The organism is Roseateles sp. P5_D6 (assembly GCF_054049415.1).
In genome coordinates this window covers 258581-284742 of record NZ_JBFUMK010000002.1, presented here as the reverse complement: position 1 = coordinate 284742, position 26162 = coordinate 258581, and the positions used below count along the sequence as shown (strand labels likewise).

At 67.9% G+C, this 26162-nt stretch carries 23 protein-coding genes; 19 read left to right on the top strand and 4 right to left on the bottom strand.

The window, feature by feature from the left end:
* Positions 1-32: 32 nt before the first annotated feature.
* A complete protein-coding gene (locus ACXJKM_RS03350; protein WP_457350233.1) occupies positions 33-1589 on the bottom strand; it encodes a methyl-accepting chemotaxis protein in 1557 nt (518 codons plus the stop codon).
* A 430-nt stretch (positions 1590-2019) separates the two neighbouring features.
* Between ACXJKM_RS03350 and ACXJKM_RS03345 the strand changes: the two genes are divergently transcribed.
* The 15 genes from ACXJKM_RS03345 (at position 2020) to ftsZ (ending at position 19407) form a co-directional block, all read left to right on the top strand.
* Positions 2020-2451, top strand: a complete 432-nt coding sequence (locus ACXJKM_RS03345) for a division/cell wall cluster transcriptional repressor MraZ (RefSeq protein WP_056203596.1) — start codon at positions 2020-2022, stop codon at positions 2449-2451.
* Positions 2452-2462: 11 nt separating this feature from the next.
* Complete coding sequence (gene rsmH, locus ACXJKM_RS03340) at positions 2463-3419, top strand: 16S rRNA (cytosine(1402)-N(4))-methyltransferase RsmH (protein ID WP_457350412.1); 957 nt, start codon at positions 2463-2465, stop codon at positions 3417-3419.
* Positions 3420-3499: 80 nt separating this feature from the next.
* Positions 3500-3763, top strand: coding sequence for a cell division protein FtsL (gene ftsL / locus ACXJKM_RS03335; protein WP_457350231.1), 264 nt, complete (start codon positions 3500-3502; stop codon positions 3761-3763).
* A complete protein-coding gene (locus tag ACXJKM_RS03330; RefSeq protein WP_457350229.1) occupies positions 3760-5547 on the top strand; it encodes a peptidoglycan D,D-transpeptidase FtsI family protein in 1788 nt (595 codons plus the stop codon). The genes ftsL and ACXJKM_RS03330 overlap by 4 nt, the downstream gene beginning before the upstream one ends.
* Positions 5547-7013 carry a UDP-N-acetylmuramoyl-L-alanyl-D-glutamate--2,6-diaminopimelate ligase gene (locus ACXJKM_RS03325; RefSeq protein WP_457350227.1) on the top strand — a complete coding sequence of 489 codons (1467 nt, stop codon included), beginning with the start codon at positions 5547-5549 and terminating at the stop codon, positions 7011-7013. The genes ACXJKM_RS03330 and ACXJKM_RS03325 overlap by 1 nt, the downstream gene beginning before the upstream one ends.
* On the top strand, positions 7010-8392 hold the full coding sequence (locus tag ACXJKM_RS03320; protein ID WP_457350225.1) for a UDP-N-acetylmuramoyl-tripeptide--D-alanyl-D-alanine ligase: 1383 nt from the start codon (positions 7010-7012) through the stop codon (positions 8390-8392). Before ACXJKM_RS03325 ends, ACXJKM_RS03320 begins: the two co-directional genes overlap by 4 nt.
* A complete protein-coding gene (gene mraY, locus ACXJKM_RS03315; protein WP_056202895.1) occupies positions 8382-9560 on the top strand; it encodes a phospho-N-acetylmuramoyl-pentapeptide-transferase in 1179 nt (392 codons plus the stop codon). Before ACXJKM_RS03320 ends, mraY begins: the two co-directional genes overlap by 11 nt.
* Before the next feature lie 4 nt (positions 9561-9564).
* Positions 9565-11247, top strand: coding sequence for a UDP-N-acetylmuramoyl-L-alanine--D-glutamate ligase (gene murD / locus ACXJKM_RS03310; RefSeq protein WP_457350223.1), 1683 nt, complete (start codon positions 9565-9567; stop codon positions 11245-11247).
* A 73-nt stretch (positions 11248-11320) separates the two neighbouring features.
* On the top strand, positions 11321-12577 hold the full coding sequence (gene ftsW, locus ACXJKM_RS03305) for a putative lipid II flippase FtsW (RefSeq protein ID WP_056202902.1): 1257 nt from the start codon (positions 11321-11323) through the stop codon (positions 12575-12577).
* Positions 12574-13650: an undecaprenyldiphospho-muramoylpentapeptide beta-N-acetylglucosaminyltransferase gene (gene murG, locus ACXJKM_RS03300; protein ID WP_457350220.1), complete on the top strand. Its 1077-nt coding sequence runs from the start codon at positions 12574-12576 to the stop codon at positions 13648-13650. Before ftsW ends, murG begins: the two co-directional genes overlap by 4 nt.
* Positions 13647-15035, top strand: a complete 1389-nt coding sequence (gene murC / locus ACXJKM_RS03295) for a UDP-N-acetylmuramate--L-alanine ligase (protein WP_457350218.1) — start codon at positions 13647-13649, stop codon at positions 15033-15035. Before murG ends, murC begins: the two co-directional genes overlap by 4 nt.
* On the top strand, positions 15032-16009 hold the full coding sequence (locus tag ACXJKM_RS03290) for a D-alanine--D-alanine ligase (protein WP_457350216.1): 978 nt from the start codon (positions 15032-15034) through the stop codon (positions 16007-16009). Before murC ends, ACXJKM_RS03290 begins: the two co-directional genes overlap by 4 nt.
* Complete coding sequence (locus ACXJKM_RS03285; protein WP_457350215.1) at positions 16006-16836, top strand: cell division protein FtsQ/DivIB; 831 nt, start codon at positions 16006-16008, stop codon at positions 16834-16836. The genes ACXJKM_RS03290 and ACXJKM_RS03285 overlap by 4 nt, the downstream gene beginning before the upstream one ends.
* 8 nt (positions 16837-16844) lie before the next feature.
* On the top strand, positions 16845-18074 hold the full coding sequence (ftsA, locus tag ACXJKM_RS03280; RefSeq protein WP_056202917.1) for a cell division protein FtsA: 1230 nt from the start codon (positions 16845-16847) through the stop codon (positions 18072-18074).
* A 94-nt stretch (positions 18075-18168) separates the two neighbouring features.
* The gene (ftsZ, locus tag ACXJKM_RS03275) at positions 18169-19407 is read left to right on the top strand and encodes a cell division protein FtsZ (protein ID WP_457350213.1); all 1239 of its coding nucleotides are present in this window, start codon (positions 18169-18171) and stop codon (positions 19405-19407) included.
* Between the two features lie 52 nt (positions 19408-19459).
* Here the strand turns inward: ftsZ and ACXJKM_RS03270 are convergent, their stop codons facing one another.
* The 3 genes from ACXJKM_RS03270 to ACXJKM_RS03260 are packed head-to-tail and all read right to left on the bottom strand — an operon-like array spanning position 19460 to position 22183.
* A complete protein-coding gene (locus ACXJKM_RS03270; protein ID WP_457350211.1) occupies positions 19460-20644 on the bottom strand; it encodes a Bcr/CflA family efflux MFS transporter in 1185 nt (394 codons plus the stop codon).
* Positions 20641-21465 (bottom strand): alpha/beta fold hydrolase, encoded by an 825-nt coding sequence (locus tag ACXJKM_RS03265; RefSeq protein WP_056202924.1) that lies wholly within the window; start codon positions 21463-21465, stop codon positions 20641-20643. The genes ACXJKM_RS03270 and ACXJKM_RS03265 overlap by 4 nt, the downstream gene beginning before the upstream one ends.
* 22 nt (positions 21466-21487) lie before the next feature.
* Positions 21488-22183, bottom strand: a complete 696-nt coding sequence (locus tag ACXJKM_RS03260) for an SDR family oxidoreductase (protein WP_457350209.1) — start codon at positions 22181-22183, stop codon at positions 21488-21490.
* A 115-nt stretch (positions 22184-22298) separates the two neighbouring features.
* Between ACXJKM_RS03260 and ACXJKM_RS03255 the strand changes: the two genes are divergently transcribed.
* The 4 genes from ACXJKM_RS03255 (at position 22299) to ACXJKM_RS03240 (ending at position 26079) form a co-directional block, all read left to right on the top strand.
* On the top strand, positions 22299-22862 hold the full coding sequence (locus ACXJKM_RS03255; RefSeq protein ID WP_056202931.1) for a TetR/AcrR family transcriptional regulator: 564 nt from the start codon (positions 22299-22301) through the stop codon (positions 22860-22862).
* A gap of 102 nt (positions 22863-22964) precedes the next feature.
* On the top strand, positions 22965-24926 hold the full coding sequence (locus tag ACXJKM_RS03250) for a sensor histidine kinase (protein WP_457350207.1): 1962 nt from the start codon (positions 22965-22967) through the stop codon (positions 24924-24926).
* 18 nt (positions 24927-24944) lie between these two features.
* Complete coding sequence (lpxC, locus tag ACXJKM_RS03245) at positions 24945-25880, top strand: UDP-3-O-acyl-N-acetylglucosamine deacetylase (RefSeq protein WP_457350205.1); 936 nt, start codon at positions 24945-24947, stop codon at positions 25878-25880.
* Between the two features lie 13 nt (positions 25881-25893).
* Positions 25894-26079, top strand: a complete 186-nt coding sequence (locus ACXJKM_RS03240; RefSeq protein ID WP_056202941.1) for a hypothetical protein — start codon at positions 25894-25896, stop codon at positions 26077-26079.
* The last annotated feature ends 83 nt before the right edge of the window (positions 26080-26162 follow it).

Sequence of the window (26162 nt, the reverse complement as noted above, 5' to 3'; positions counted from 1 at the left end):
CTGATCTTTTGAGGATGGGGATGATCGCGCCTTCAGCGCGCCGCCTCGAGCTTGAAGAGGCTGACGACCTCCTCGAGACCATGGGCCTGATCGCGCAGCGAGTCGGCGGCAGCGGCGGCTTCTTCCACCAGTGCGGCGTTCTGCTGCGTGCTCTTGTCCATGTCATGGATGGTATGCGTGACGCGCTCGATGCCGGAACTCTGCTCGGCGCTGGCATGGGTGATCTCGCCCATGATGTCCGTCATGCGTTGCACGCTTGCCACCACGCCCTGCATGGTGTTGCCCGCCTGTGCGACGAGCTGGCTGCCCTGGGCCACCTTCTCGACCGAATCGCTGATGAGGCGCTTGATCTCCTTGGCCGCGTCGGCGCTGCGGCCGGCGAGAGACCGCACCTCGCCAGCCACGACGGCAAAACCGCGGCCCTGCTCGCCGGCCCGCGCGGCCTCCACAGCGGCGTTCAGGGCCAGGATGTTGGTCTGAAAGGCGATGCCGTCGATGACGCTGATGATGTCGACGATCTTCTTGCTTGATGCGTCGATGCTGCCCATGGTCGTCACGACCTTGGCCACCACGGCACCGCCTTCGCCGGCGACCTGCGAGGCGGCCTTGGCCAGCTGATTGGCCTGTTGGGCGTTCTGCGCGTTCTGCTGCACCGCGTCGGTCAGCGTCTTCATGGCCGACAGTGTCTGCTCCAGCGATGCGGCCTGGGCCTCGGTGCGCACCGACAGGTCCATATTGCCGCTGGCGATCTCGCTGGACGCCGAGGCGATGGACTCGGTGCCCTCGCGCACGCGGCCGACGATGCCCTTGAGGCTCTCGTTCATGTCATGCAGGGCCTGCAGCAGCTCGCCGGTCTCGTCGCGGCTGCGCACCTCGATCTCGCTGGTCAGGTTGCCCGACGCCACCTTGCGTGCCACAGCGACCGCGCCGCGCAGCGGGTTGACGATGCCACGCGTGATCAACACACCGGTCAGCACGCTGGCGGCGATGGCGGCCACGGCCAGGCCGAGCAGCAGCAGGGCTGTCTTGTTGGCCACGCGGTTGGACTTCTCACCGGCCGCATCCATGCCGGCGTTGCGAGCCTCGACCAGTTTCTCCAGCGCGGTCATGTACTTGACCTGGGCCGCGCGCACCGAGAACTGGAACTTCAGCGGCGCGCCTTCGGTATCGCCGGACGCCACTGTCTTCACGAACGACGCCTGGGCCGGCAGGAACTTGGCGCGGGCTTCCTTGACCGCCTTGAGCTGCTCCTGGCTGGCCTCGTCGGTCAGCAGTGGCTCCAGCTCGGCCATGGTCTTTTCATGCGCGGCCATCTGGGCGGCAACCGTGTCCAGCTCCTTCTTGATCTGTTCTTCGCCGCTCATGATGAGCGTCGTCATCATGCCGCGCACGGCGTCGCCCAGTTCGCCCTTGGCCTTGTTGGCCAGGGCCACGGCCTTGTAGTCGGTGCTCAGTAACTGGCTGATCTCGCCGTTGAGGGTCTGAATGCCGAAATAGCCCAGGCCGGCCATCGTCATCAGGCAGGCGATCACGACGGCAAAGCCCGCCGCGAGGCGCTGTCCGATGCGCATATGGGACAAGAAATTCATTGGGGGCTGCCTCGGTTTTGATATTTGGTGGAAGCCCCCGGTTTGAGTTCTTGGCTGAAGGGGCTGAAACAGCATGAAATTTCAGCAGAAATCACACGGGGCGAGTGCATTCTGAGCGGCCAGCCGGCGAGGCTTGCCGTGATTTGTGCGGCAAAACCCTGTCAGACATGGCTTGCGACGGTGGCCCTGGGGCGGGCGATTCAACCTTGGGGCAAACGCCACATCGCAAACGCCCATCACTTCAAGCAGCACTTCTCAATATCCAGGCAAGTCCTTATTTATTAACAAGATTTTTTACTGGCGCTGTATAAATTAACAGCGCTTGCTAAGTGCTTGATTTCATTGAAAAAACTTGTGCCGACCCTTGACCGGGTGGGGTCTGGCCCTTAAAGTGGGAGGAAGTGTCGTTTCGTGGTGAAAAGTGTCGGAAATCGTCTTTCAGGGTGCCTCCAACTTGGCCTTAGATGCCAAGGGCCGCCTGAGTGTGCCCAGCCGACACCGGGAGGTGCTGCAGCTGATCTGCCAGGGGCGCCTGACCGTCACCAAGCACCCCGATGGCTGCCTGATGCTGTTTCCGCGCCCGACCTGGGAGCTGTTCCGCGACAAGGTCGCCGCCCTGCCGATGTCGGCTTCGGGCTGGAAGCGTGTTTTCCTCGGTAACGCGATGGACGTCGACATCGATTCGGCGTCGCGCGTGCTGGTCTCGCCCGAGCTGCGCAAGAGCGCCGGGCTGAAGAACGACGTGATGCTGCTGGGCATGGGCAGCCACTTCGAGCTCTGGGATGCCGAAGCCCATGCCGCCCACGAGGCCGAAGTGATGGCCGGCCCGCTGCCCGACGCGCTCAAGGACTTCAGCTTCTGATGGGCGCCGAGATGAACGAGAGCGCCCAGTTCAGCCACACCACCGTGCTGCTGAATGAGGCGGTCGACGGCGTGCTCGCGCGGCCCGACGGCGTCTACGTGGACGGCACCTTTGGCCGCGGCGGCCATTCGCGCGCGCTGCTGGCCCGGCTGGCGCCCGAAGGTCGCCTCATCGCCATCGACCGCGACCCCGAGGCGATTGCCGCCGCGGCGGCCATCACCGACCCGCGCTTCTCCATCGTCCACAGCGCCTTTGCCGACATGGCCGAGCAACTGGCAGCGCTGGGTGTTCATCAGGTGGATGGTGTGCTGCTGGACCTGGGTGTGTCCAGCCCTCAGATCGACAACCCGGAGCGCGGCTTCAGCTTTCGCTTCAACGGCCCGCTGGACATGCGCATGGACACGACGCGCGGCCAGAGCGCGGCGGACTTCCTGGCCCGTGGCGACGAGCGCGACATTGCACGAGTGATTCGAGACTATGGCGAAGAACGGTTTGCTTCACAGATTGCAAAGGCGGTTGTTGCTTGCCGGGAAGCCGGCACGCCGCTCACGCGCACCGACGAGCTGCGCGAACTCGTGGCTCGCACGGTCAAGACCCGCGAGCCCGGCCAAGACCCGGCGACCCGCACCTTTCAAGCCCTTCGGATTCATGTCAATGGCGAGCTTGAGGAGCTTGAGCAGGGCCTGAACGCCGCTTTGCGCCTGCTTCGCGCCGGCGGCCGACTCTCCGTCATCAGTTTCCATTCGCTGGAAGACCGGCGCGTCAAGACCTTCATCGCCGAGCGCAGCAAGGCCGTGTTCGACCGCCGCGCGCCTTTCGCCGAAGCCGCGCCGCTGATCCTGAATGCGCTGGGCCGCGTCAAGCCCAGTGACGCCGAGGTGGCTGCCAATCCGCGCTCACGCTCGGCCGTGTTGCGGGTGGCGGAGCGCACCGAGGCGCCGCTGCCGCCCGTCACCTCCAGGCGCTGATATGAAGCCCCCACGCTCTCTTCGTTCACTGCCCCCCGAGGGGGTGCGTCCGCGCCTTCGGGCTGCCGGGCGGCGCTGACGTGGCCAAGCTCAACTTCATCCTCATCCTCGCCGTGCTGGCCAGTGGCGTTGTGCTGGTGCACAGCGCCTACGAGTCGCGCCGCCTGTTCGCCGAGCGCGACAAGGCCAAGGCCGAGGGTCAGCGCCTGGCTGCCGATGCCGAACGCCTGGCCGCCGAGCGCCATGCGCAGGCGACCAACTTGCGCGTCGAACAGGTGGCTCGGGAGCGCCTGGGCATGCGCGTCATCAGCCCGGCCGTGGTGGCGTCGGGAGTTGCCCAGTGAGCAAGGCCAACAAGTCCGGCGCACGCGCCCTCGGCTCGGGTCGTGGCGTCAGCTATTCCACCAGTCCGCTGCTGGCGTCCAAGACGCCGCCCTGGCGCTCGCGCTTCCTGGTCGCTCTCGTCGGCCTGGCCTTCCTGGGCCTGCTCACGCGAGCCGTCTGGGTGCAGGTGCTGAACACCGACTTTTTCCAGAAGCAGGGCGAGGCCCGTTACGCCCACACGCTGGAGCTGCCGGCCAGCCGCGGCCGCATCAACGACCGCACCGGCCAGGTGCTGGCCGCGAGCGTGGCCGTGCCGTCGATCTGGGCCATCCCCAAGGAAGTCGATGCCGACGCCGACAAGCGCCGCGCGCTGGCCAAGGCCCTGGGCCTGTCGAACAAGGAGCTGGAGGCCAAGCTCAACCCCGAGACCCGCTTCGTCTGGCTCAAGCGCCTGGCCGACGACGAGACCGCCGCACGCGTGAAGGCCATCGGTCTGAAGGGTGTGTTCCAGGACCGCGAATACCGCCGCAAATACCCCGAGGGCGAGGCCGCGGCGCACGTCGTCGGCTTCACCGGCGCCGAGGACCGCGGCCAGGAAGGCATCGAGCTGGCCTTCCAGAAGGAGCTGCAGGGTCGCGACGGCTCGCGCTCGGTCGTGCGCGACCGCCTGGGCCGTGTCGTCGAGGACATCGGCGACGTCGTGCCCGCCGCCAACGGCCACGACATCGACCTGTCTGTCGACTCCAAGGTGCAGTTCTTCGCCTACCAGCGCATACGCGACGCGGTGGCGGAGAACAAGGCCAAGGCCGGCTCCGTCGTCGTGCTGGATGCGCAGACCGGCGAGGTGCTGGCCCTGGCCAACTTCCCGAGCTATGACCCGGGCAACCGCCAGAACCTGTCCGGCGAGCAGCTGCGCAACCGCGCACTGACCGACGTCTTCGAGCCCGGCTCGACGATGAAGCCTTTCATCGCCGGCCTGTCGATGGAGACCGGCCGCACGACGCCCGACAGTCTCGTCGACACCGGCAACGGCAAATACGCCTTCCAGGGCGCCGTCATCAGCGACACCAAGCCGCATGGCGTGATCCCGGTGCGCGAGGTCATCAAGTTCTCCAGCAACATCGGCGCCACCAAGCTCGCGATGCAGATGCAGCCGCGGGAGATGCACGAGATGTTCACGGCCATCGGCCTGGGCCAGCGGCCGCAGATCAGCTTCCCCGGCGCGGTGACCGGCAAGCTGCGCCCCTACAAGACCTGGCGGCCCATCGAGCAGGCGACGATGAGCTATGGCTACGGCCTGTCGGCGTCGCTGTTCCAGCTGGCGCGGGCCTACACGGTGTTCGCGCGCGACGGCGAGATCGTCCCGGTCAGCATGCTGCGCCAGCCGCACGACCATCCGATCGCCGGCATCCGCGTGTTCTCACCCAAGGTCACGCAGGACCTGCGCCTGATGCTGCAGGCCGCCGCTGGCCCGGGTGGCACGGCGCCCGAGGCGCAAGTGCCGGGCTACAGCATCGGCGGCAAGAGCGGCACGGCCCACAAGCAGGAAGGCCGCGGCTACGCCAGCCACAAATACCGCTCCTGGTTCGTTGGCATCGCCCCCATCAGTAAGCCGCGCATCGTCGTCGCCGTCATGGTCGACGAGCCGACCGCGGGCGTTTACTACGGCGGCAAGGTCGCCGGCCCGGTGTTCAGCCAAGTCACCGCCCAGACGCTTCGTTTGCTCGGCGTACCGCCCGACCTGGACGTGAAGAGCCAGATCGTGGCCAACCAGAAGGCCGTCGCGGTCGAAGAGAGCTTTTGATGCTGACACGCCTCAAGTCCCCCGATGCCGCCGCTCGCTGGCTGTCCGAATGGTGCACCGGCACACTGCGCACCGACAGCCGCCAGGTCCGCCCCGGCGATGCCTTCATCGCCTGGCCCGGCTATGCACGCGACGGGCGCGAGTTTGTCGCGGCGGCGCTGGAAGCCGGCGCCTCCACCTGCCTGGTTGAAGAGGCCGATGTCGAGCGCTTCGGCTTTGTCGATGCGCGTGTGGCCTCGCTGCCTGGACTGAAGGCCCGCACCGGCGAGATCGCCGCGACCTTTTTCGGCAAGCCCACCGACACGCTGGACGTCATCGCCGTCACCGGCACCAATGGCAAGACCTCGTCGGCCTGGTGGATCGCCCAGGCCTCGGCGCAGTTGGGCAAGCGCTGCGGGGTCGTCGGCACGCTGGGCATCGGCGAGCCGCCCAAGCTGGACTACAACGGCCTGACCACGCCAGACCCCGTGCTGCTGCAGGCGGCCTTCGCCCGTATGCGCGACGAGGCCTTCTCGGCCTGCGCCATCGAGGCGAGCAGCATCGGCATCGTGGAGGGGCGGCTGGCAGGCAGCGCCGTGCGCGTGGCGGTGTTCACCAACTTCACACAGGACCACCTCGATTACCACCGCACGATGGATGCCTACTGGGCGGCCAAGCGTGCGTTGTTCGCCTTCCCCGGCCTGCGCGCCGCGGTCATCAATCTTGACGATCCGCAAGGCGAGGCCCTCGCCGCCGAGTTGGTCGCCCTCGATGTCTGGACCACCGGCGTCGCACGCAGCGACGCGCGCCTGTCGGCCCGTGGCCTGCACTACACCGGCGAGGGCCTGGCCTTCACGCTGCATGAGGGCGAGGAAGCCCTGCCGGTGCAGACCAGCCTGATCGGCGACTACAACGCGGCCAACCTGCTCGGCGTGGCAGGTGCTCTGCGCGCCCAAGGTGCTGCCCTGGCCGACGTGGCGCGCGTGCTGGGCCGCGTGACGCCGGTGCCGGGTCGCATGCAACGTGTCGGCAATGGCCGCGAGCTGCCCCAGGTGGTTGTCGACTACGCGCACACACCGGATGCTCTGGACAAGGCGCTGTCCGCCCTGCAGGGCCTGGCCCAGGCGCGTGGCGGCGAGCTGGTCTGCGTGTTTGGCTGTGGTGGTGACCGCGACCGCGGCAAGCGGCCGCAGATGGGTGCCATCGCCGCCCGGTTGTCGGGTCGCGTCGTCATCACCACCGACAACCCACGCACCGAAGCGCCGGCACAGATCATGGCCGACATCGCCGTCGCTGCGCCCGAAGCCATCGTCGTCGAGGCCCGTGAGGAAGCGATCCGGGCCGCGGTGATGAACGCCGGCTCGCGCGACATCGTGCTCATTGCAGGCAAGGGTCATGAGGACTATCAGGAAGTGAATGGCGTGCGCCGGCCCTTCTCGGATGTTGGCGAAGCGCGCGCGGCGTTGCTGGAAAGGGCAGGTCTGTGAACCTGTTTTTGACGCTGTCCGAGGCTCAGGCGCTGCTGCCGGGATCGACGCTGATCGGCGACGGTGCGACCGGTTTTGCCCGCGTGCACAGCGACACGCGCACACTGCGGGCGGGCGACCTCTTCGTCGCGTTGCGCGGCGAACGCTTCGATGCCAACGACTTCCTCAGCGAAGCCAAGGCCTCGGGCGCCGTCGCCGCGCTGGCTGAACGCGGTCTGGCCGAAGCGGGCCTGCCGGGCCTGCTTGTCGCCGATGCGAAAGCGGCCCTCGGCCAACTCGCCGCCGCCTGGCGCCGCCAGCAGCAACTGCCCGTCATTGCCGTCACGGGCAGCAACGGCAAGACGACGACGACGCAGATGATCGCCAGCATCCTGCGCGCCTGGGTCGGCGATGCAGCCCTGGCTACCGAAGGCAACTACAACAACGACATCGGCGTGCCGCTGACGCTTTTTCGCCTGCGCCACGACGACGAGACCAGCCACCGCGCCGCCGTCATCGAGCTGGGCATGAACCACCCCGGCGAGATCGCGCCGCTGGCGGCAATGACGCAGCCCACCGTGGCCCTGGTCAACAACGCCCAGCGCGAGCACCAGGAGTTCATGGCGACCGTCGAGGCCGTGGCGCGCGAGAACGGCGCCGTCATCGAGGCGCTCAGCGCCAGCGGTTGCGCCGTCTTCCCGGCCGAAGACGCCTGCGCGCCGATCTGGCTGGAGCTTGCGGCCCAGCGCCCGCACCTGAGTTTTGCGCTGCGCGGCGAGGCCGACGTGACGGGCGACGCAGTCTGGATCGGTACGCACTGGGCGCTGGAGCTGCACACGCCCGCGGGCACCGCGCCGGTCGCGCTGCACATGGCCGGCGAGCACAACGTGCGCAATGCACTGGCCGCCGCGGCCTGTGCGCTGGCCGCCGGTGCATCGCTGGCCGCCATTGCTCAAGGCCTGGAAGCCTTCCGTGCCGTCAAGGGCCGCTCGGAGCTCAAGCTCGACGCACGCGGTCGCACGCTGATCGACGACAGCTACAACGCCAACCCCGACAGCGTGCGCGCTGCCATCGACGTGCTGGCCGGCATGCCGGGCGAGGGCTGGCTGATCCTCGGCGACATGGGCGAGGTGGGCAACGACGGCCCGGCCTTCCACCGCGAGGTGGGCGCCTATGCGGCCGAGCGCGGAATCGCCCATTTCTGGACGGCCGGCGGCGCTGCCCGTGACGCCGCAGCGGCTTATGGCCCGGGCGCCCGTGCCTTCGACAACACGGCCGCGCTCGTTGCAGCCCTCACAGAACAACCCAGCGTGGCCCAGACCCTGGTCAAGGGCTCGCGCTTCATGAAGATGGAACAAGTGGTCGCTGCCCTACAAACCGGAGACGCCCATGCTGCTTAGCCTCGCCCAGTGGCTGCAGGGCCTCTACCCCGACCTGGGCTTTCTGCGCCTTTTCCAGTACATCACCTTCCGCGCCGTGATGGCCGCGATGACCGCACTGCTGATCGGCCTGGCCTTCGGGCCCTGGGTCATCCGCCGCCTGACCGAAATGAAGATCGGCCAGCCCGTGCGTGCCTATGGCGTGCAGACCCACCTGGCCAAGACCGGCACGCCGACCATGGGCGGCGTGCTGGTCCTCATCGGCATTGGCGTGTCGACGCTGCTGTGGTTCGACTGGAGCAATCGTTTCGTCTGGGTCGTCATGCTGGTCACCATGGGTTTCGGCGCCGTGGGCTGGGTGGACGACTGGCGCAAGGTCGTTGACAAGAATCCGGAAGGGATGCGTAGCCGCGAGAAGTTCTTCTGGCAGTCGCTGATCGGCTTGTTCGCCGCCCTCTATCTCGCGTTCAGCGTGTCGGAGACGTCATTCCTCGGCGTCGTGCAGCTGTTCTTTCGCTGGGTGTCCAGCGGCTTCTCTACCGAGCTGCCGCCCAAGGCCGACCTGCTGATCCCCTTCTTCAAGACCATCAGCATGCCGTTGGGCGTGTGGGGCTTCGTCGCGCTGGCTTACTTCGTCATCGTCGGCACGAGCAACGCGGTCAACTTCACCGACGGCCTGGACGGCCTGGCCATCATGCCGGTCGTCATGGTCGGTTCCGCCCTGGGCCTGTTCGCCTATCTGACCGGCTCGTCGGTGTTCTCCAAATACCTGCTGCTGCCCTACATCCCGGGCGCCGGCGAGCTGCTGATCTTCTGCGCCGCGATGGCTGGCGCAGGCCTGGCCTTCCTGTGGTTCAACGCCCATCCCGCGCAGGTGTTCATGGGTGACGTCGGCGCGCTGGCGCTGGGTGGTGGCCTCGGGACGCTGGCCGTCATCACGCGCCAGGAGATCCTGCTCGGCATCATGGGCGGCATCTTCGTGGCCGAAGTGCTGAGCGTGATGCTGCAGGTCAGCTGGTTCAAGTTCACGAAGAAGAAATTTGGCGAGGGCCGGCGCATCTTCAAGATGGCGCCGCTGCACCACCACTTCGAGAAGAGCGGCTGGAACGAGACCCAGGTCGTCATCCGCTTCTGGATCATCACGATGCTGCTGTGCCTCGTCGGCCTGGCCAGCCTCAAGCTGCGGTGACCGCATGAAGCTGGACCTGCCGCAACTACTCGATCAGCGCGTGCTCGTGCTGGGCCTGGGTGACTCCGGCCTGGCGATGGCGCGCTGGTGCGCGGGCTTCGGCGCGAAGGTGACCGTGTGGGACTCTCGAGAGCAGCCGCCGCAGCGCGCAGCACTGGGCGAGTCGGCGCAGTTCATCACCGGCGAGCTGACGGCGGAGATGGTGGCGGGCTTCAACTCGGTGTTGAAGAGCCCAGGCCTGTCGCCGCTGGATGCGCGCCTGGCGGCTGTTTACGCCCACGGCCCCGCAGTGCGGGGCGAGCTGGATCTGTTCGCTGATTCACTGGCCGCGCTGAAGGCCCAGCACGGCTACGCACCCGCCGTGCTCGCCATCACCGGGACCAATGGCAAGACGACCACGACCTGCATGACCGGCCTGCTCGTCGAGCGTGCCGGCAAGCGCGTGGCCGTCGCCGGCAATATCGGCCCGACCTTGCTGGACACGCTGACCGAGGCGCTGGCCAAGGAGCCCGATCCGGCACCGGTCGAAACGCCGGCCGAAGTCGTGGCCGAGGAGATCGAAGACGCTCCCGTTGAGGAGGCTGCTGAGGAAGAAGCGGCGGTGCTGCCCGACGAGGAAACGCCCCTGCCCATTGACCCACCGCCACCGCGTGGCCCGGTCTTCGAGACCCTGCCCGAGGTCTGGGTGCTGGAGCTGTCCAGCTTCCAGCTTGACGGCGTCAACGGCTTCGAACCCACGGCCGGTGCGGTGCTGAACCTGACCCAGGACCACCTCGACTGGCATGGCGACATGGCTGCCTATGGTCGTGCCAAGGCGCGCATCTTTGGCCGCGAGTCCGTCATCGTCGTCAACCGCGACGACACCGAGGTCGAAGGCCTGGTGCCGGCACCGGTGTTCGTCAAGGGCAGCCGCGGCAAGCCCGGCCGCACCGTGTCGCGCCATGTCGTGCGCTTCGGCCTGAACCCGCCCAAAGTCGCAGGCGACTTCGGTCTTGTCGATGAAGGCGGCCTGACCTGGCTGGTGCGCGCCCTGGAGCTGGACCCGACGATCAAGCGCAAGAAGAGCGACGAGGAAGAGCCGCTCATCATCCAGCGCCTGATGCCGGCCGACGCGCTGCGTGTGCGCGGCCGCCACAACGCCGCCAATGCGCTGGCGGCACTCGCGCTGGCGACGGCGGCTGGCTGCGAGCTGGCGCCCATGCTGCATGGCCTGCGTGAATACCGTGGCGAGCCGCATCGGGTCGAACCGGTCGGCACCATCGACGGCGTCGAGTTCTTCGACGACAGCAAGGGCACCAATGTCGGCGCCACGGTTGCCGCCATCTCAGGCCTGGGCGCCGACCGCGCGCCGGCCAAGCTGGTCCTCATCCTCGGCGGCGATGGCAAGGGCCAGGACTTCGCGCCGTTGGCCGATGGTGTTGCCCGCCATGCCCGCGCCGTGGCGCTGATCGGTCGCGATGCGCCGCAGATTGAAGCGGCGCTGGCCAACACGGGCATTGCCCTGCAGCACCACGCGACGCTGGAGGCCGCCACGACCTGGTGCCTGCAGCAGGCCCAGAGCGGCGACAGCGTGCTGCTGTCCCCCGCCTGCGCCAGCCTGGACATGTTCCGCAACTACGCCCACCGCGCCGAGGTCTTCGTCGCCACGGTGCAGGGTCTCGCCGACGAACGCGGGGTGGCGCTATGAGCGCCGCGCCGGGCCGTCCCAAGCAAGCTCGCTCCCGCTCGGCGGGACAGCGCGCAGCGCGAAGGGTGCATCAATGACTGCGGTCTTGAACGGCTTCACCGCCAGGCTGCAGTCGCTCTGGAAAAAGGGCGACACCGAGGATGCCAGCGTGCCGGTGCGCGACTGGGTGTCGACCTCGGCCGGCCGACCGACGCAGTTGCAGGGCTTCGACATCACCATGGTGTGGGTGGTGCTCGCGCTGATGGCCTTTGGCCTCTTGATGGTCTATTCGGCCTCCATCGCGCTGCCCGACAACCCGCGCTTCGCCAAATACCTGCCGACGCACTTCCTGACGCGCCACATGATCGCCATCGGCTTCGCGCTGGTCGCAGGGCTCGTCACCGTGCAGATCCCCGTAGCCATCTGGGAGCGCTGGGCGCCCTGGGTTTTCGTCGCCGCCCTGGTGCTGCTGGTCGCGGTGCTGATCCCTGGCATAGGCAAGGTCGTCTACGGCGCGCGGCGCTGGATTCCGCTGGGTGTCATGAACTTCCAGCCCTCGGAGCTGGCCAAGTTCGGCATCGCCCTGTACGCGGCCAACTACATGATGCGCAAGATGGACGCCCGGGAGAACTTCTTCCAGGCCGTCACGCCGATCGCGATCTCGCTGGCCTTCATCGGCCTGCTGCTGCTGGCTGAACCCGACATGGGCGCCTTCATGGTCATCGCGGCCATCGCGATGGGCATCCTGTTCCTGGGCGGCGTCAACGGCCGCATGTTCCTGCTCATCACGCTGGTGCTGGTGGGAGCCTTCGTGTTGATGATCAGCTTCAGCGAGTTCCGCCGCGAGCGCATCTTTGCCTACCTGAACCCCTGGGACGAGAAGTACGCCCAGGGCAAGGCCTACCAGCTGACGCACAGCCTGATCGCCTTCGGCCGCGGCGAGTGGCTGGGCCAGGGCCTGGGCGGCAGCGTCGAGAAGCTGCACTACCTGCCCGAGGCGCACACCGACTTCCTGCTCGCCGTCATCGGCGAGGAACTTGGTTTTGCTGGAGTGGCCGTGGTGATCCTTGCGTTCTTCTGGCTGACCCGCCGCTGCTTCCTCATCGGCCGCCAGGCCATCGCCCTGGACCGCGTGTTCGCGGGTCTCTACGCCCAGGGCATCGGCATCTGGATGGGCGGCCAGGCCTTCATCAACATGGGCGTGAATCTGGGCGCACTGCCGACCAAGGGGCTGACGCTGCCGCTGATGAGCTTTGGCGGGTCGGCGATCTTGATGAACTGTGTGGCGCTGGCAGTCGTGTTGAGGATTGACCTCGAGAACAGGCAAATGATGCGGGGAGGGCGCTCGTGAGCGATCGCCATCTCGTCGTGATGGCCGCCGGTACCGGCGGCCACATCATTCCGGGCCTCGCGGTCGCGGAAGAAATGCAGCGCCGCGGCTGGACCGTGTCGTGGATAGGCACGCCGACCGGCATGGAGAACCGCCTCGTGCCGGCGCGTGGCATCGAGCTGGACGCGCTGCCCTTCGCCGGTCTGCGCGGCAAGGGGCTCAAGCACGCGCTGCGCGGCATCGTCGGCTTCTTCAAGTCGCTGGGCCTGGCGCGCCGTGTCTACGCCGAGCGCCGCGCGACGGCCGTGCTGGGCATGGGGGGCTATGTCTGCCTGCCCGGCGGGCTGACGGCGGCCTTCACCGGCCGGCCGCTGATGCTGGTCAATGCCGACGCGGCGATGCTGAAGAGCAACCTCGCGCTGAAACCTTTTGCGCGCCGGATTGCATTCGGCTTCGACGGTGCGGCGGCGGCTTCGACGTCGGGCGCCATCGTCAGCGGCAACCCCGTGCGTGCCGAGATCGAAGAACTGCCACTGCCGGCCGAGCGCATGGCCGAGCGCGCCGGCCCCTTGCACATGCTGGTGCTGGGCGGCTCGCTGGGCGCACGCGCGCTGAACCAGGCGGTGCCGCAGGCGCTGGCGCTGTGGCCGCAGGAGCAGCGGCCGCTCGTGCTGCACCAGTCGGGCCAGGACCATCTCGGCGCTGTCTGGCAGGCCTATGCCGATGCAGGCTTGTCGGCCGAAGTGCGCCCCTTCATCGACGACATGGCCGCGGCCCTGGCCTGGGCCGACGTCGTCGTCTGCCGGGCCGGCGCCATCACCGTCAGCGAACTCTGCGCGGCAGGCTGTGCCGCGGTGCTGGTGCCGCTGGTCGTCAGCACGACATCGCACCAGCGCGACAACGCCGTTTTCATGGCCCAGCACGGCGCGGCCATCCACCTGCCGCAGGGCGAATTGACGCCGGCCAAGCTGCATGAATTGTTGAGCGGCCTGGACCGAGGTGCCCTGCTCGCCATGGGCGAGAAGGCTCGCTCGCTGGCCCGGCCGCGTGCGGCGGCCCGTGTGGCCGATGAAATCGAAGGAATGCTGAAGTGAAGCACGCGGTTCAACGACTGCATTTCGTGGGCATCGGTGGCGCCGGCATGAGCGGCATCGCCGAAATCCTGCACAACCTGGGCTTCACGGTCAGCGGCTCGGACGCCGTCGAGAGCACGACGACCGAGCGCCTGCGGGCCTTGGGCCTGCGCGTCGAGATCGGCCATGCGGCGCCCAATATCGGCGAAGCGCAGGCTCTGGTCACCAGCACGGCCGTTGCGGCCGACAACCCCGAAGTGCAGGCGGCTCGCGGTCGCCAGGTGCCGGTCGTGCCGCGCGCCGTCATGCTGGCTGAGCTGATGCGGCTGCGTCGCGGCATCGCCATCGCCGGCACGCATGGCAAGACGACGACGACCTCCCTCGTCACGGCCATCCTCGTCGAGGCGGGCCTGGACCCGACCTTCGTCATCGGCGGCAAGCTCAACGCCGCCGGCGCCAACTCGCGCCTGGGCAAGGGCGAGTTCATCGTCGTCGAGGCCGACGAGAGCGACGCATCCTTCCTGAAGCTCAGCCCGGTGCTGTCCGTCGTTACGAACATCGACGAGGACCACATGGACACCTACGGCCACTCGGTCGAGCGTCTGCACGAGGCCTTCATCGAGTTCCTGCACCGCATGCCCTTCTACGGCGCGGCGGTGGTCTGCGCCGACGACCCCGGCGTGCAGGCCATCCTCGGCCGCATCGAGCGGCCGGTCGTCAGCTACGGCCTGTCCGCGGGTGTCGGCGTGCGCGCGGTCGATGTGCAGGCGCTGGCCGGCGCGCAGATGCGCTTCAGCTGCCAGCGCGAAGGTGCCGAAGACCTGGACGTGCTGCTCAACCTGGCCGGCGAGCACAACGTGCGCAATGCGCTCGCGGCCATCGCGATCGCGATGGAGCTGGACTGCCCGGACGAGGCTATCCAGCGCGCGCTGAAGAATTTCTCCGGCGTCGGCCGCCGCTTCGAGAAGCATGGCGAATGGCCGGCGGGCGATGGCGGCCGCTTCGAACTGGTCGATGACTACGGCCACCACCCGGTCGAGATGGCCGCCGTGCTGGCCGCCGCGCGCGGCGCCTATCCGGGCCGCCGCCTCGTTCTGGCCTTCCAGCCGCATCGCTACACGCGCACGCGGGACTGTTTTGCCGACTTTGTGCGGGTGATGGCCGGTGCCGACGTCGTGCTGCTGACCGAGGTCTATTCGGCCGGCGAGGCCGCCATCGAAGGCGCGACCGGTACGGCGCTCGCGCAGGCCGTGGGCACGTCGAACTTTGTGGCCGGCGTGGCGGACATGCCGGCGGCACTGGCCAGCTTGACCCGCGATGGCGATGTCGTCATCGGCATGGGCGCGGGCTCGATGAGCAGCCTGCCGGGCCGCGTCGCGGCGCATTTCCAAGGAGCTTCGGCATGAACACGCCGATCGATCTGAACATCGATGCCAAGGGTCTTGGCAAGGTTGCCGTGCTCTTCGGTGGTCACAGTGCCGAGAGGCCGGTGTCGCTCATGAGCGGCAATGGGGTGCTCGCGGCGCTGCAGTCCATTGGTGTCGACGCCCATGCCTTCGACCCCGCCGAGCGCCCGTTGCAAGCGCTCAAAGACGAGGGCTTTGATCGTGCCTTCATCGCGTTGCACGGTCGCGGCGGCGAGGACGGCACCATCCAAGGCGCTCTCGAATGGCTGGGCGTTCCCTACACCGGCTCCGGCGTGACGGCCTCCGGCGTCGCGATGGACAAGACCATGACCAAGCGGCTGTGGGCCAATGAGGGCCTGCCGACGCCGCAATACCTGGCGCTGTCCCGCGCCGACCTGACTCGCGAGCGCATCCGCACGATTCCCGACACGCTCGGCCTGCCCGTCGTCGTGAAGCCGCCGCACGAGGGTTCGAGCATCGGCATCACCAAGGCCGCCGGCTACTCCGACATGCAGGGCGCTGTCGAGTTGGCCCTGGGCTTTGACGATGAGCTGCTGTTCGAGCAATGCATCGAAGGGCCCGAGCTGACCTGCGCCGTGCTGGGTGAAGGCGAGGGCGCCGTCGCGCTACCCGTCATCGAGATCCGCGCCGAGGCCGGCAATTACGACTTCGCGAACAAGTACGAGACCGACACGACGCAGTACCTGTTCGGCTCGCTGCCCGCCGCGCTGGAGGCCGAGATCGGTCGCCTCGTGCTGCATGCCTATCGCCTGCTCGGCTGCCGCGGCTGGGGTCGCGCCGACCTGATGCTGCGCAAGTCCGACATGAAGCCCTTCCTGCTGGAGATGAACACCAGCCCCGGAATGACGTCGCACTCCCTGGTGCCCAAGGCCGCGCAGGCCGTGGGCGTGGACTACCCGCATCTGTGCCTGTGGCTGCTTGCCCAGGCCCGGCTGGATCGCCTGATCACGTGAACTCCGCCGCCGCCGCCACCGCCGCGCTGCCGTCCGATATCCGCTTGATGAATGCGGTGTCGGCGCTGCTCGTGGCTGCGCTGGTGGCAACCGCCGCTTGGGGTGTGCTGCGCTGGGTCGTGCGCCTGCCGGCGTTCAACCTGCGCGCCATCCAGGTGGAGGGCGATGTCAGCCGCAACAGCGTGGCCTCGCTGCGCGCCAATGCCCTGCCGCGCCTGCACGGCTCCTTTCTCAGCATGAGCCTGAAGGACGGCCGCGCCGCTTTCGAGGCTGTGCCCTGGGTGCGGCGCGCGCAGCTGACGCGCGTCTGGCCGATGCGGCTGCGGGTCAATCTCGAGGAACACCGGGCCGCCGCCTATTGGGAGGCGCGCACCGATGGTGCCGACTCTGCGACCGAGGCCGCGGCCGAACGGGCCCTGGTCAACAGCTTCGGCGAAGTTTTCCAGGCCAATCTCGGCGACGTCGAGGACGAAACCCTGCCGGTACTCGCCGGCCCGGCGCAGACCGCCGGCGCGATGCTGCAGATGTGGCGGGCGCTGTCGCCAGCCGCTGAAAAACTCGGCGAGGGCATCGACCGCCTGGACCTGTCGGGCCGCGGCTCCTGGCGCGCGACGCTGGGCAGCGGCGCCGTTGTCGAACTGGGCCGCGGCAGCGAGACCGACGTGGTCGAGCGCTTCGGCCGCTTCGCCCAATCCATCACGCAGGTCACGGCGACCTACCGCAGCCCATTGCTGTCCGCCGACCTGCGCCACGCCGACGGCTACGCGGTCAAGCTGCGCGGCGTGACGACGAACACCCCGGGTAAACCCGTAAATAGAAAACGTTGAGGACGGACATGGCCAAGGAATACAAGGATTTGGTCGTCGGGCTGGATATTGGAACCGCCAAGATCATGGCCGTCGTGGCCGAGGTTTTGCCGGGGGGGGATTTGCGCATTGCCGGCCTGGGGGTGGCGCCGTCGCATGGCTTGAAGCGCGGCGTCGTCGTCAATATCGACGCCACCGTCCAGTCCATCCAGCAGGCCTTGAAAGAGGCCGAAATGATGGCCGACTGCAAAATATCTAGGGTTTACACGGGGATTACGGGCAGCCATATCCGCGGCCAGAACTCCACCGGCATGGTCATCGTGCGCGACAAGGAGGTCACGCCGGTCGATGTGACCCGCGTCGTCGAAACCGCCAAGGCCATCAATATTCCCAACGACCAGCGCCTGCTGCTGGTCGAGCCGCAGGAATTTGTCATTGACGGCCATGAGGTGAAGGAGCCCGTCGGCATGAGCGGTGGCCGGCTGGAGGTCAAGGTTCATATCGTGACCGGCGCACAGAGCGCGGCCGAAAACATTGTCAAATGTGTGCGGCGCTGCGGTTTGGAAGTGGATCAGCTGGTTTTGAACCCGAGCGCCTCCAGCCATGCCGCCCTGACCGCCGACGAACGCGACCTGGGGGTTGCGCTGGTCGATATTGGCGCCGGCACGACCGATGTGGCGATATTCACCGGCGGCTCGATCCGCCATACCGCCGTCATCCCCATCGCGGGCGACTTGATCACCAGCGATATCGCGATGGCGCTGCGCACGCCGACCAAGGACGCCGAGGAAATCAAGGTCGAATATGGCGTCGCCAAGCAGCTGCTGGCCGACCCCTCCGACCAGGTGGAAGTGCCGGGCCTGGGCGACCGCAGCCCCAGGATGCTGTCCAAGCAGGCGCTAGCCGGCGTCATCGAGCCGCGCGTCGAGGAAATCTTTTCCCTGGTGCATCAGGTCATTCGTGAGAGCGGGTATGAGGAATTGCTGTCCTCCGGCATCGTGTTGACCGGTGGATCGGCCGTCATGCCGGGCATGGTGGAACTCGCCGAGGATATTTTCCTGAAACCCGTCCGCCGCGGCCTGCCCACCTATTCGGGGGCCCTTTACGACATGGTTGCCAACCCCCGATCGGCGACCGTCATGGGCCTGCTGGAGGAGGCCCGGCTGTCGCGCAGCCGGGGTTTCAAGGCCGCACAGCAGGCCGGTTCGGTGCAAACCCTGCTCGGACGGGTCAAGGATTGGTTCATGGGGAATTTTTGACCCCCCAAAACCAACAATAGCCACGAAAAATTTGTTTCAGCAACTAGTCATCCATTGAGTGCCACGGCACAATTGCAGCAGTTAGGAGATCGATATGCCCATCGAGATGATCGAAGAGTTTGACCAAGGCACCCAAATCAAGGTGATCGGGGTCGGTGGTGGCGGCGGCAACGCCGTGGACCACATGATCGCCCAGGGCGTTCAGGGCGTGGAATTCATCTGCGCGAATACCGACGCGCAGGCACTGAACCGGTCCAAGGCCGACCAGCTGCTGCAACTCGGCACCTCCGGTCTCGGTGCCGGCGCGAAACCCGAAATGGGCAGGGCGGCGGCTGAAGAAGCCGAAAACCGCATTCGCGAATCCATCGCCGGCGCCAATATGCTGTTCATCACCGCCGGTATGGGCGGCGGTACCGGCACCGGTGCTGCACCGGTGATTGCCCGGGTTGCCAAGGAAATGGGCATCCTGACGGTCGGTGTCGTCACCAAACCCTTCGATTTCGAAGGCGGCCGGCGCGCCAAGGCGGCTGATGCCGGCCTCGCCGAGCTCGAAGCCAATGTCGACTCGCTGATCGTCGTGCTCAACGACAAGCTGCTCGATGTGCTGGGCGACGACGTCACGCAGGATCAGGCCTTCGCGCATGCCAATGACGTGCTGAAGAACGCCGTTGGCGGCATTTCCGACATCATCCACATTCCCGGCCTGGTCAACGTCGACTTCGAAGACGTCAAGACGGTGATGAGCGAGCCGGGCAAGGCCATGATGGGCACGGCGCAAGCCACCGGCCCGGACCGCGCCGCCAAGGCCGCCGAAGCGGCCGTGGCCTGCCCGCTGCTGGAAGGCATCGACCTCTCCGGTGCGCGTGGCGTGCTGGTGCTGATCGCCGCGGGCCGCAGCAACTTCAAGCTCAGCGAGTCGCGCAACGCGATGAACGCGATCAAGCGCTACGCCTCGGATGAAGCGCACGTCATCTTCGGCACCGCCTACGACGAGAGTCTGGGCGACGCGCTGCGCGTGACCGTCATCGCCACCGGCCTGACGGCCGGCCGCGCCCGCCAGCAGGCGCCGCTGCAGGTCGTGCAGACCCAGCAGGTGGTGCGCAACGGTACCGACGGCATGCCCGTGCTGACGCAGGCCGTGGCCATGGCCACGCCGGCCACGGGCCAGCAGGCCAATGTCGGCCTCGGCCTGGGTGACTTTGCGAACGCCAATGTGCCCAGCGTCTGGCGCCATGGCCGCTCGGGCAGTGCTGCGGCCAAGGTCGAGGCCCTGTCGTCCAACGGCATGGACGAGATCGAGATTCCGGCCTTCCTGCGCAAGCAGGCAGACTGATCAGTCGCTGATCCTAAGAAGGGCGAGCCGTGAGGCTCGCCCTTTTGCTTTGTCAGGACGCGCGTACTACCGCCGCGGCCAGCTTTGCGGCGCCAGAAAGCAGGGCCAGCAAACCGCCTCCCGCCAGCACCAGGGCCAAGGCATCCATGCGCGCACCGGGCAACGTCGCGGCAGCCGTTGTCAGCAGTGCCGCTGCCGCCATCTGCAGGAAGCCCAGCAGCGCGGAGGCCTGGCCGGCCTGCGATGCAAATGGCGTCAACGCCAGTGCGGTGCCAGTGGGTGAGACCAGCCCCATGCCGAACAGGAAGATGCCCACCGCGACGGCAAAGCCCGCGAGACCGGCTCCACTCGCGACAAGCATCGTCAGGCCGCCGAGTGTTGCCAGCGCTGCGCCAATGCGCAGCACGGTGGGGCCACCCCAGCGCGCGGCCCAGCGCGGCGCGGTCTGCCCTGCTGCGAAGACGACGAACACGGACGTGGCAAAGAACAGCCCGACCTGCAGCGCGCTGAAGCCGAAGTCGCGCGCCAGCACCAGCGGCGCGGTGCCGAAGAACGCAAACAGCGCGCCGAGGATGGCGGCGGTGGCGAGTGCCGGGCGCATGAAGCGCGCATCACCCAGCAGCACGACGTAGCCGCGTGCCAGCGCGCTGGCCGGCTGGCGTCGCCGTCTCTCGGCCGGCAGCGTCTCGCCGACGATGCCGACATAGGCCGCCGCCAGCGCCAGCCCTGCCAGCACCAGCACGACAAACAGCGCCCGCCAGCCCCAGGCGGCCTGTACAAGACCACCCAGCAGCGGCGAGAAGCCCGGCGCGGCGGCCATGACGACCATGATGCGGCCGAGCAGCGCAGCGAGTTGCGGGCCTTCGAAACGGTCCCGCGCGGCGGCGCGTGCCAGCACCGACGCGGCGGCGACGCCGACGGCCTGAAGCGCGCGGCCGAACAGCAGCAACGGCAGATCGCTCGCCAAAGCACAAACCACGCTGCCCACGATGAAGACGGCCAAGCCGCCCAGCACCACGGGCCGGCGGCCGATGCGGTCCGACAGCGGGCCGACGATGAGTTGGGCCAGCGCGAACACGGCGAGGAAGAGGCTGAGCACCGCCGTCATGGCCGCCTCACTCGACCCCAGGGCCTGCGCCATCACGGGCAGAGACGGCAGCAGGATGTTGGTGGACAGCGTCGCCAGCGCTGACAGCGCGGCCAGCGTCAGCAGCCAGGGGCGGGGCACGGCGCTCATTGACTGGCTCCTTCGGCAATGAAGGCAATGCTGCGCGCGATGACGTCGGCATCCGCCAGCAGACGGCGATGGCCAAGCCCGCTCACGCGCTGCAGATGCGAGCCAGCCCAAGCCGCATGCAGCGCCTCGGATGCAGCGAAAGGCACGGTGCGATCCTCCGGGTCGTGGACGATCAGCCCGGGATGGCGCAGGCCATGCTGCAGCCGCTCCAGGTCCACATAGGTGATGCGCGTGCCGATGAAGCGTTCCACCCAGCCCGCAAATGCGGCCGCATCCGCCGGGCCCAGGCCTTGAGCGGCGGCCAGGCCCTTGACCATGGGCGACAGCGAGGAGGGGCCGGCCAGGTGCACGCTGCGCCCGACTCGCCAGCCGTGGGCAAACGCGAGCAGCGCGGCGGCCGAGCCCATCGAATGGCCGATGACGCCGTGCACCTCCTTGCCGATGTCGGCCACCACGGCGCGCAGTGCGCGGCCGGCATGCACGACGCTGGCCGCATGACCGGTCGAGTCGCCATGGGCGGGTAGATCGAAAAGGGTGACCGAGAAGCCGGCCTCGACCAGGGGCCGGGCGAAGCCGAGCAGATGGGCGCCGCGGCTGTTCCAGCCGTGGACGAGGACAACGCGTGGGCCGACGCCCAGCGTCCAGCGCGCGAGCTTCAGGCCTTCGTGGCGCAGCGGCGGTTCGGCGTGGCCAGCCAGCGCAGCGCGCTCCTCGGCCGTCAGCGGCACGCGCTCGGGCGCCGAGAAGGCATGGCGGGCCGCTGCGAGGTGGCCGTCGTCATGGGCCGTGAAAGGCGCGGCAAGGGCAGGGGAGGCGAGCATGGCGTTCTCCTGAGTTCGGGGCTCAGCCCGCGTAAGCTGGCGCGGCCGTGGACAGGCTCTGCTTGACCTGGCGGCTGATGTCGTCAGCCAACACCTCGAAGGCGCCGGCTTCCAGCTCGGCCAGGGCCAGGCGAGCGACATCGGCCGGCGCAGACTTGGGCGCGTCCAGGCCACGCGTCATGTCGGTGTCCATATAGCCCACATGCAGGCCGGTCAGCTGCGTGCCCTGGGCCTTCAGCTCGCTGCGCAGCCCATTGCTCAGCGCCCAGGCGGCGGCCTTGCTGGCGCTGTAGGGCGTCAGGCCCGGCACCGTCACCCAGCTCAGCACGGACAGCACATTCAGCACCGCGCCGCCGCCGTTGGCCTGCAGCACCGGCGCGAAGGCCTGGGTCAGCGCCCAGACGCCGAAGAAGTTGGTGTCCAGATGGCGGCGCGCCGTTGCGATGGCATCCGCGTCGAGCACGCCGGCCTGCTGCGAGATGCCCGCGTTGTTGATCAGCAGCGTCACATCCGTACATTGCGCAGCCGCGGCGGCCACCTGGGTAGGGTCGGTCACGTCCAGCGCGACGGGCACGACGCCGGGCAGGTCGATGGAGGCCGGGTCACGCGCGGCGGCATAGACCTTGGCGGCGCCCGCGGCCAGCGCGGCCTGGGCAAAGGCGCGGCCCAGGCCGCGGTTGGCGCCGGTGATGAAGACGATGGCGTTCTTGAGCCTCATGGTGGCAATTCCTTCTCGATCTGCTTATTCATGTCGAACGACATGATTGATATAAATGTCGGTCAACATATAAAATGCGTCAAGCCCGCCCACACAAAGACCCCAGGAGACCGCGATGAAGGTCAGCCGCGCCCAGGCCGAAGAGAACCGCGAACGCATCCTCGACAACGCCGCCCAGCTGTTTCGCGAGCGCGGCTTCGATGGCATCGGCCTGAACGACCTGATGCAGGCCGCCGGCCTGACGCGTGGCGGCTTCTATGGCCACTTCGAGTCCAAGGACGACTTGGCTGCCCAGGCGACGCGGCGCGCGCTGCAGGCCAACCGCGAGCAGTGGAAGACGCAGTCCGACCGCAGCCTGCAGGCCTGGGTCAAGGCCTATCTGTCCGACGCTCACCGTGACCATATCGGTGCCGGCTGCGGCCTGGTCGCGCTGGCGGGTGATGCTGCGCGTGGCGGGCCGGCCGTGCGGGAGGTGTTTGCGGAGGGCGTCGCCAACCTCGTGGCAACGCTGCAGGAACAGATGCCGGCCGACTCGGCGCCCGAGCAACGCGAGCAGGCGCTGGCCATGCTGTCCACGCTGGTGGGGGCGCTGTTGCTGTCACGCGCTGTCGGCGGCGACACCGCGCTGTCCAGCGAACTCCGCGAGGCCGCCCGCAAGAGTCTGCCTGCCGGCGGCTGAACGGTCGCCACCCGCCGCCCAGCGGTGCTGCGGCGGTTGGGGCGCGGCCAGCCCCTGTGGCATGCTCGCGCCCCATGTCAACGCCTAGAAGAAATCATAGGGATGCTTGAGTTGGGCCTGCTATGGCGCCGCGGCCTGCTGCTGCTGGCCTTGCTGGCCTGTCTGCCGTTACAGGCACAGCGATTGCCCCAACCCAGCGCACGGGCCGGGAGCGATGACGCGGCCCCCGCTGAGCTTGCCACCACCGCCTGGACGCGCGACCAGCTCGACGTCTGGTGGACCGCACTGCGCCACCACACGGTGGCCGGCGGCGACCATCTCGAGCTGCCGCCTGAACTGCTGCCTCCCGAGGACGAAGCGGCCTGGAAGCCCGTGGCGATGCCTGACGTGCGCTCACGCCCCGGCGCGGCCATGGTCAGCGATGCGCGGGGCTACGAGATGCGCTGGTACCGACTTCACGTACCGGGCGGGCGGGACGAAGCCATGGCCTTGTATCTGCCGCGTCTGGTCACGTTGTCGGCCGCGGTGCTGGCCCGCACCGACAAAGGCTGGCAGGCCCTGCTGGACAACCAGCATGCCGAGCGCGAGCAATGGGTGCAGCCCCTGTGGCTGCCCTTGCCCGGCATCGGTGCCCAGGGGCTGGACGTAGTCGTCGCTCTGCCGGTGCCGGCGGGCAGCTATCACGCGGTGTCACGCATCTGGATCGCCCCGCGCGATCAGCTGGAAAGACGCTGGCTGTGGCGGGTGCGCGCCCAGAACGGCCTGCCCCAGGCCGTCAGCCTGACGCTGGCGGTGCTAGGGCTGTTCGCGCTGACGCTGTGGTTGCGCCGCCCCGAGGCCATCTATGGGCTGTTTGCCCTCGGTGCCGCCGCATGGATGGTGCGCAACCTGCACTATTACGTCAGCCTGCCGGCTTCGCCGGCGGGGCAGGACTGGTTCTGGTGGGCCACACACGCATCCATGGGCTGGGTCATGCTGACGGCGCTGTTGTTCGCGCTGCGCTTTGCGAGCCGGCGCATCCTGTGGCTGGAGTGGGCGTTGACCGCCAGCGTGACGTTGGTGAGCCTGCTCAGCATGCCGCTGTGGCTGCGCCAGCTCGACATGGTCGTCATGCAGTACGCCGTCACGGCCGGCGTCGCCGCCATCGGCACGGCCTGGGTGGCTTTCCTGGCCTGGCGGGAGCGCCGCACCGAGCTGCGCATCATGGCCGTGGCGCTGGTCATCGGCGTCGTCATCGGCGGCCACGACCTCGCCGTGCTGGCCGGCTGGGCCTGGCCCGAACACTTCTTCCTGATGCCGTTCGCGACGTTGGCCGTCATGCTCAGCTTCCTGCATGCGGTGCAGCGCCGCTATGTCGGTGCCGTCGAGCAGGTCCAGGCCGAGAACAGCCAGCTGCAGGAGGACCTGGACGAGCAGGTCTCGGTGCTGCATGCGCAGAACGCGCAGCTGCGCGAGGCCGAGCGCCAGCAGGCCCTGCTGCTGGAGCGTCAGCGCATCATGGCCGACATGCATGACGGCCTCGGCTCCTCGCTGCTGTCGGCGCTGGTGGCGATGGAGCAGGGCAGCATGTCGCACGAGCAGTGCGTGGAGGTGCTGCGCGAATGCGTGGACGACCTGCGCCTGGTCATCGACTCGCTGGAGCCGGTCGGCCACGACCTCGTCTCGCTGCTGGCGACGATGCGCTACCGCCTGGGAAAAAGGCTGCAGATCGGCGGCCTCAAGCTTGACTGGGACGTGCAGGACCTGCCGCCCCTGGCCTGGCTGGAGCCGCCCGACGCGCTGCATGTGCTGCGCCTGATGCAGGAGGCACTGAACAACGTGCTCAAGCATGCCCAGGCCAGCCGCGTGCGCATGGTGACGCGCCACCACGGCAGCTATGTTGAGATCCGCGTCGAGGACGATGGCGCCGGCTTCGACCTGCAGAGCATTCAGCACGGCCGCGGCCTGAAGAGCCAGATCAAGCGCGCCCAGCGCCTGGGCGGCAAGCTGCGCATCGACTCCCAGCCCGGCATGGGCACGCGCCTGTCGCTCAGATTGCCCGTGGAGCGCAAAGGCGAGGTCTGATCTTGGACAATTGACCCCATGGTCAAGCAACGCACCCTGAAGTCGATCACACGCGCCGTCGGCGTCGGCATCCACAGCGGCCAGAAGGTCGAGCTGACATTGCGCCCAGCGCCGGCTGACACCGGTATCGTCTTCCGCCGCGTCGACCTCTGCCCACCGGTCGACATCCCGGTCGGTGTGACGTCGGTCAGCGACACGCGCATGGCCACCACCATCAGCCCTGGCGGCGACCCGGGCGCGCCCAAGGTGCAGACCATCGAGCATCTGCTGTCCGCCTGCGCGGGCCTGGGCCTGGACAACCTCATCATCGACATCAACGCCGACGAGGTGCCGGTGTTGGATGGCTCCGCGGCGAGCTTCGTCTTCCTGCTGCAGTCGGCCGGCATCGTCATGCAGGACGCGCCCAAGCGCTTCCTGCGCGTGAAGAAGCCCATCGAAGTGCGCCACGGCGAGGGCAAGAAGCTGATGTGGGCCCGGCTGGAGCCGCATCACGGCTACACACTGAGCTTCGAGATCGAGTTCGACAACCCGGCCGTGGCCGCCACCGGCAGCAGCTTCGTCTTCGACATGGGCTCGGGCACCTACAAGAAGGAGATCGCCCGCGCACGCACCTTCGGCATGACGGCCGACATCGACCTGATGCGCTCGCGCGGCCTGACGCTGGGCGGCTCCATGGACAACGCCATCGTCGTCGACGACTACAAGGTGCTGAACGCCGACGGCCTTCGCTATGACGACGAGTTCGTCAAGCACAAGATCCTGGATGCCATCGGTGACATGCAGGTCGCCGGCATGCCGCTGCTGGCGGCGTACACCTCCTTCAAGGGTGGCCATGCGCTGAACAACAGGCTGCTGCGCGCGCTGCTGGCCGACGAGGCCGCCTACGAGATCGTCAGTTTCGACGACGAGCGCGCAGCGCCCAAGGGCTTCGCCGAGCTTGCACCAGCATGGTGATGAGAGCGTTTACATGCTGATTGCCCGCCTCGTCGTCGGCCTGCTGCTGTTCTCGGCTGTCTTGTGCTTCGCCTTTTCCATCGCCACCGGCCAAGCGCGCTGGCGGCGGCTTGGGCTGATGATCATGAAATGGACGCTGGTGGCCGGTTTGGCCTTCTTCGGCGTGCTCATCCTGGAGCGATTGGCGCTGTTGCTGTGACGCTCGTCACGCCGCATCGCGCGCCCCCTTGGCTTGCGGGGATGCGAGGCCGGCGGCATGTGCTCAGAATGCAATCACGGTCG

Bases quoted from the DNA above. Each gene is read 5' to 3' on its own strand.
- ACXJKM_RS03350 (WP_457350233.1), bottom strand. From the start codon at position 1,589: ATGAATTTCTTGTCCCATATGCGCATCGGACAGCGCCTCGCGGCGGGC.
- rsmH (WP_457350412.1), top strand. From the start codon at position 2,463: ATGAACGAGAGCGCCCAGTTCAGCCACACCACCGTGCTGCTGAATGAG.
- ACXJKM_RS03325 (WP_457350227.1), top strand. From the start codon at position 5,547: ATGCTGACACGCCTCAAGTCCCCCGATGCCGCCGCTCGCTGGCTGTCC.
- mraY (WP_056202895.1), top strand. From the start codon at position 8,382: ATGCTGCTTAGCCTCGCCCAGTGGCTGCAGGGCCTCTACCCCGACCTG.
- murD (WP_457350223.1), top strand. From the start codon at position 9,565: ATGAAGCTGGACCTGCCGCAACTACTCGATCAGCGCGTGCTCGTGCTG.
- ftsW (WP_056202902.1), top strand. From the start codon at position 11,321: ATGACTGCGGTCTTGAACGGCTTCACCGCCAGGCTGCAGTCGCTCTGG.
- ACXJKM_RS03290 (WP_457350216.1), top strand. From the start codon at position 15,032: ATGAACACGCCGATCGATCTGAACATCGATGCCAAGGGTCTTGGCAAG.
- ftsA (WP_056202917.1), top strand. From the start codon at position 16,845: ATGGCCAAGGAATACAAGGATTTGGTCGTCGGGCTGGATATTGGAACC.
- ftsZ (WP_457350213.1), top strand. From the start codon at position 18,169: ATGCCCATCGAGATGATCGAAGAGTTTGACCAAGGCACCCAAATCAAG.
- ACXJKM_RS03270 (WP_457350211.1), bottom strand. From the start codon at position 20,644: ATGAGCGCCGTGCCCCGCCCCTGGCTGCTGACGCTGGCCGCGCTGTCA.
- ACXJKM_RS03265 (WP_056202924.1), bottom strand. From the start codon at position 21,465: ATGCTCGCCTCCCCTGCCCTTGCCGCGCCTTTCACGGCCCATGACGAC.
- ACXJKM_RS03260 (WP_457350209.1), bottom strand. From the start codon at position 22,183: ATGAGGCTCAAGAACGCCATCGTCTTCATCACCGGCGCCAACCGCGGC.
- ACXJKM_RS03255 (WP_056202931.1), top strand. From the start codon at position 22,299: ATGAAGGTCAGCCGCGCCCAGGCCGAAGAGAACCGCGAACGCATCCTC.
- ACXJKM_RS03250 (WP_457350207.1), top strand. From the start codon at position 22,965: ATGCTTGAGTTGGGCCTGCTATGGCGCCGCGGCCTGCTGCTGCTGGCC.
- lpxC (WP_457350205.1), top strand. From the start codon at position 24,945: ATGGTCAAGCAACGCACCCTGAAGTCGATCACACGCGCCGTCGGCGTC.
- ACXJKM_RS03240 (WP_056202941.1), top strand. From the start codon at position 25,894: ATGCTGATTGCCCGCCTCGTCGTCGGCCTGCTGCTGTTCTCGGCTGTC.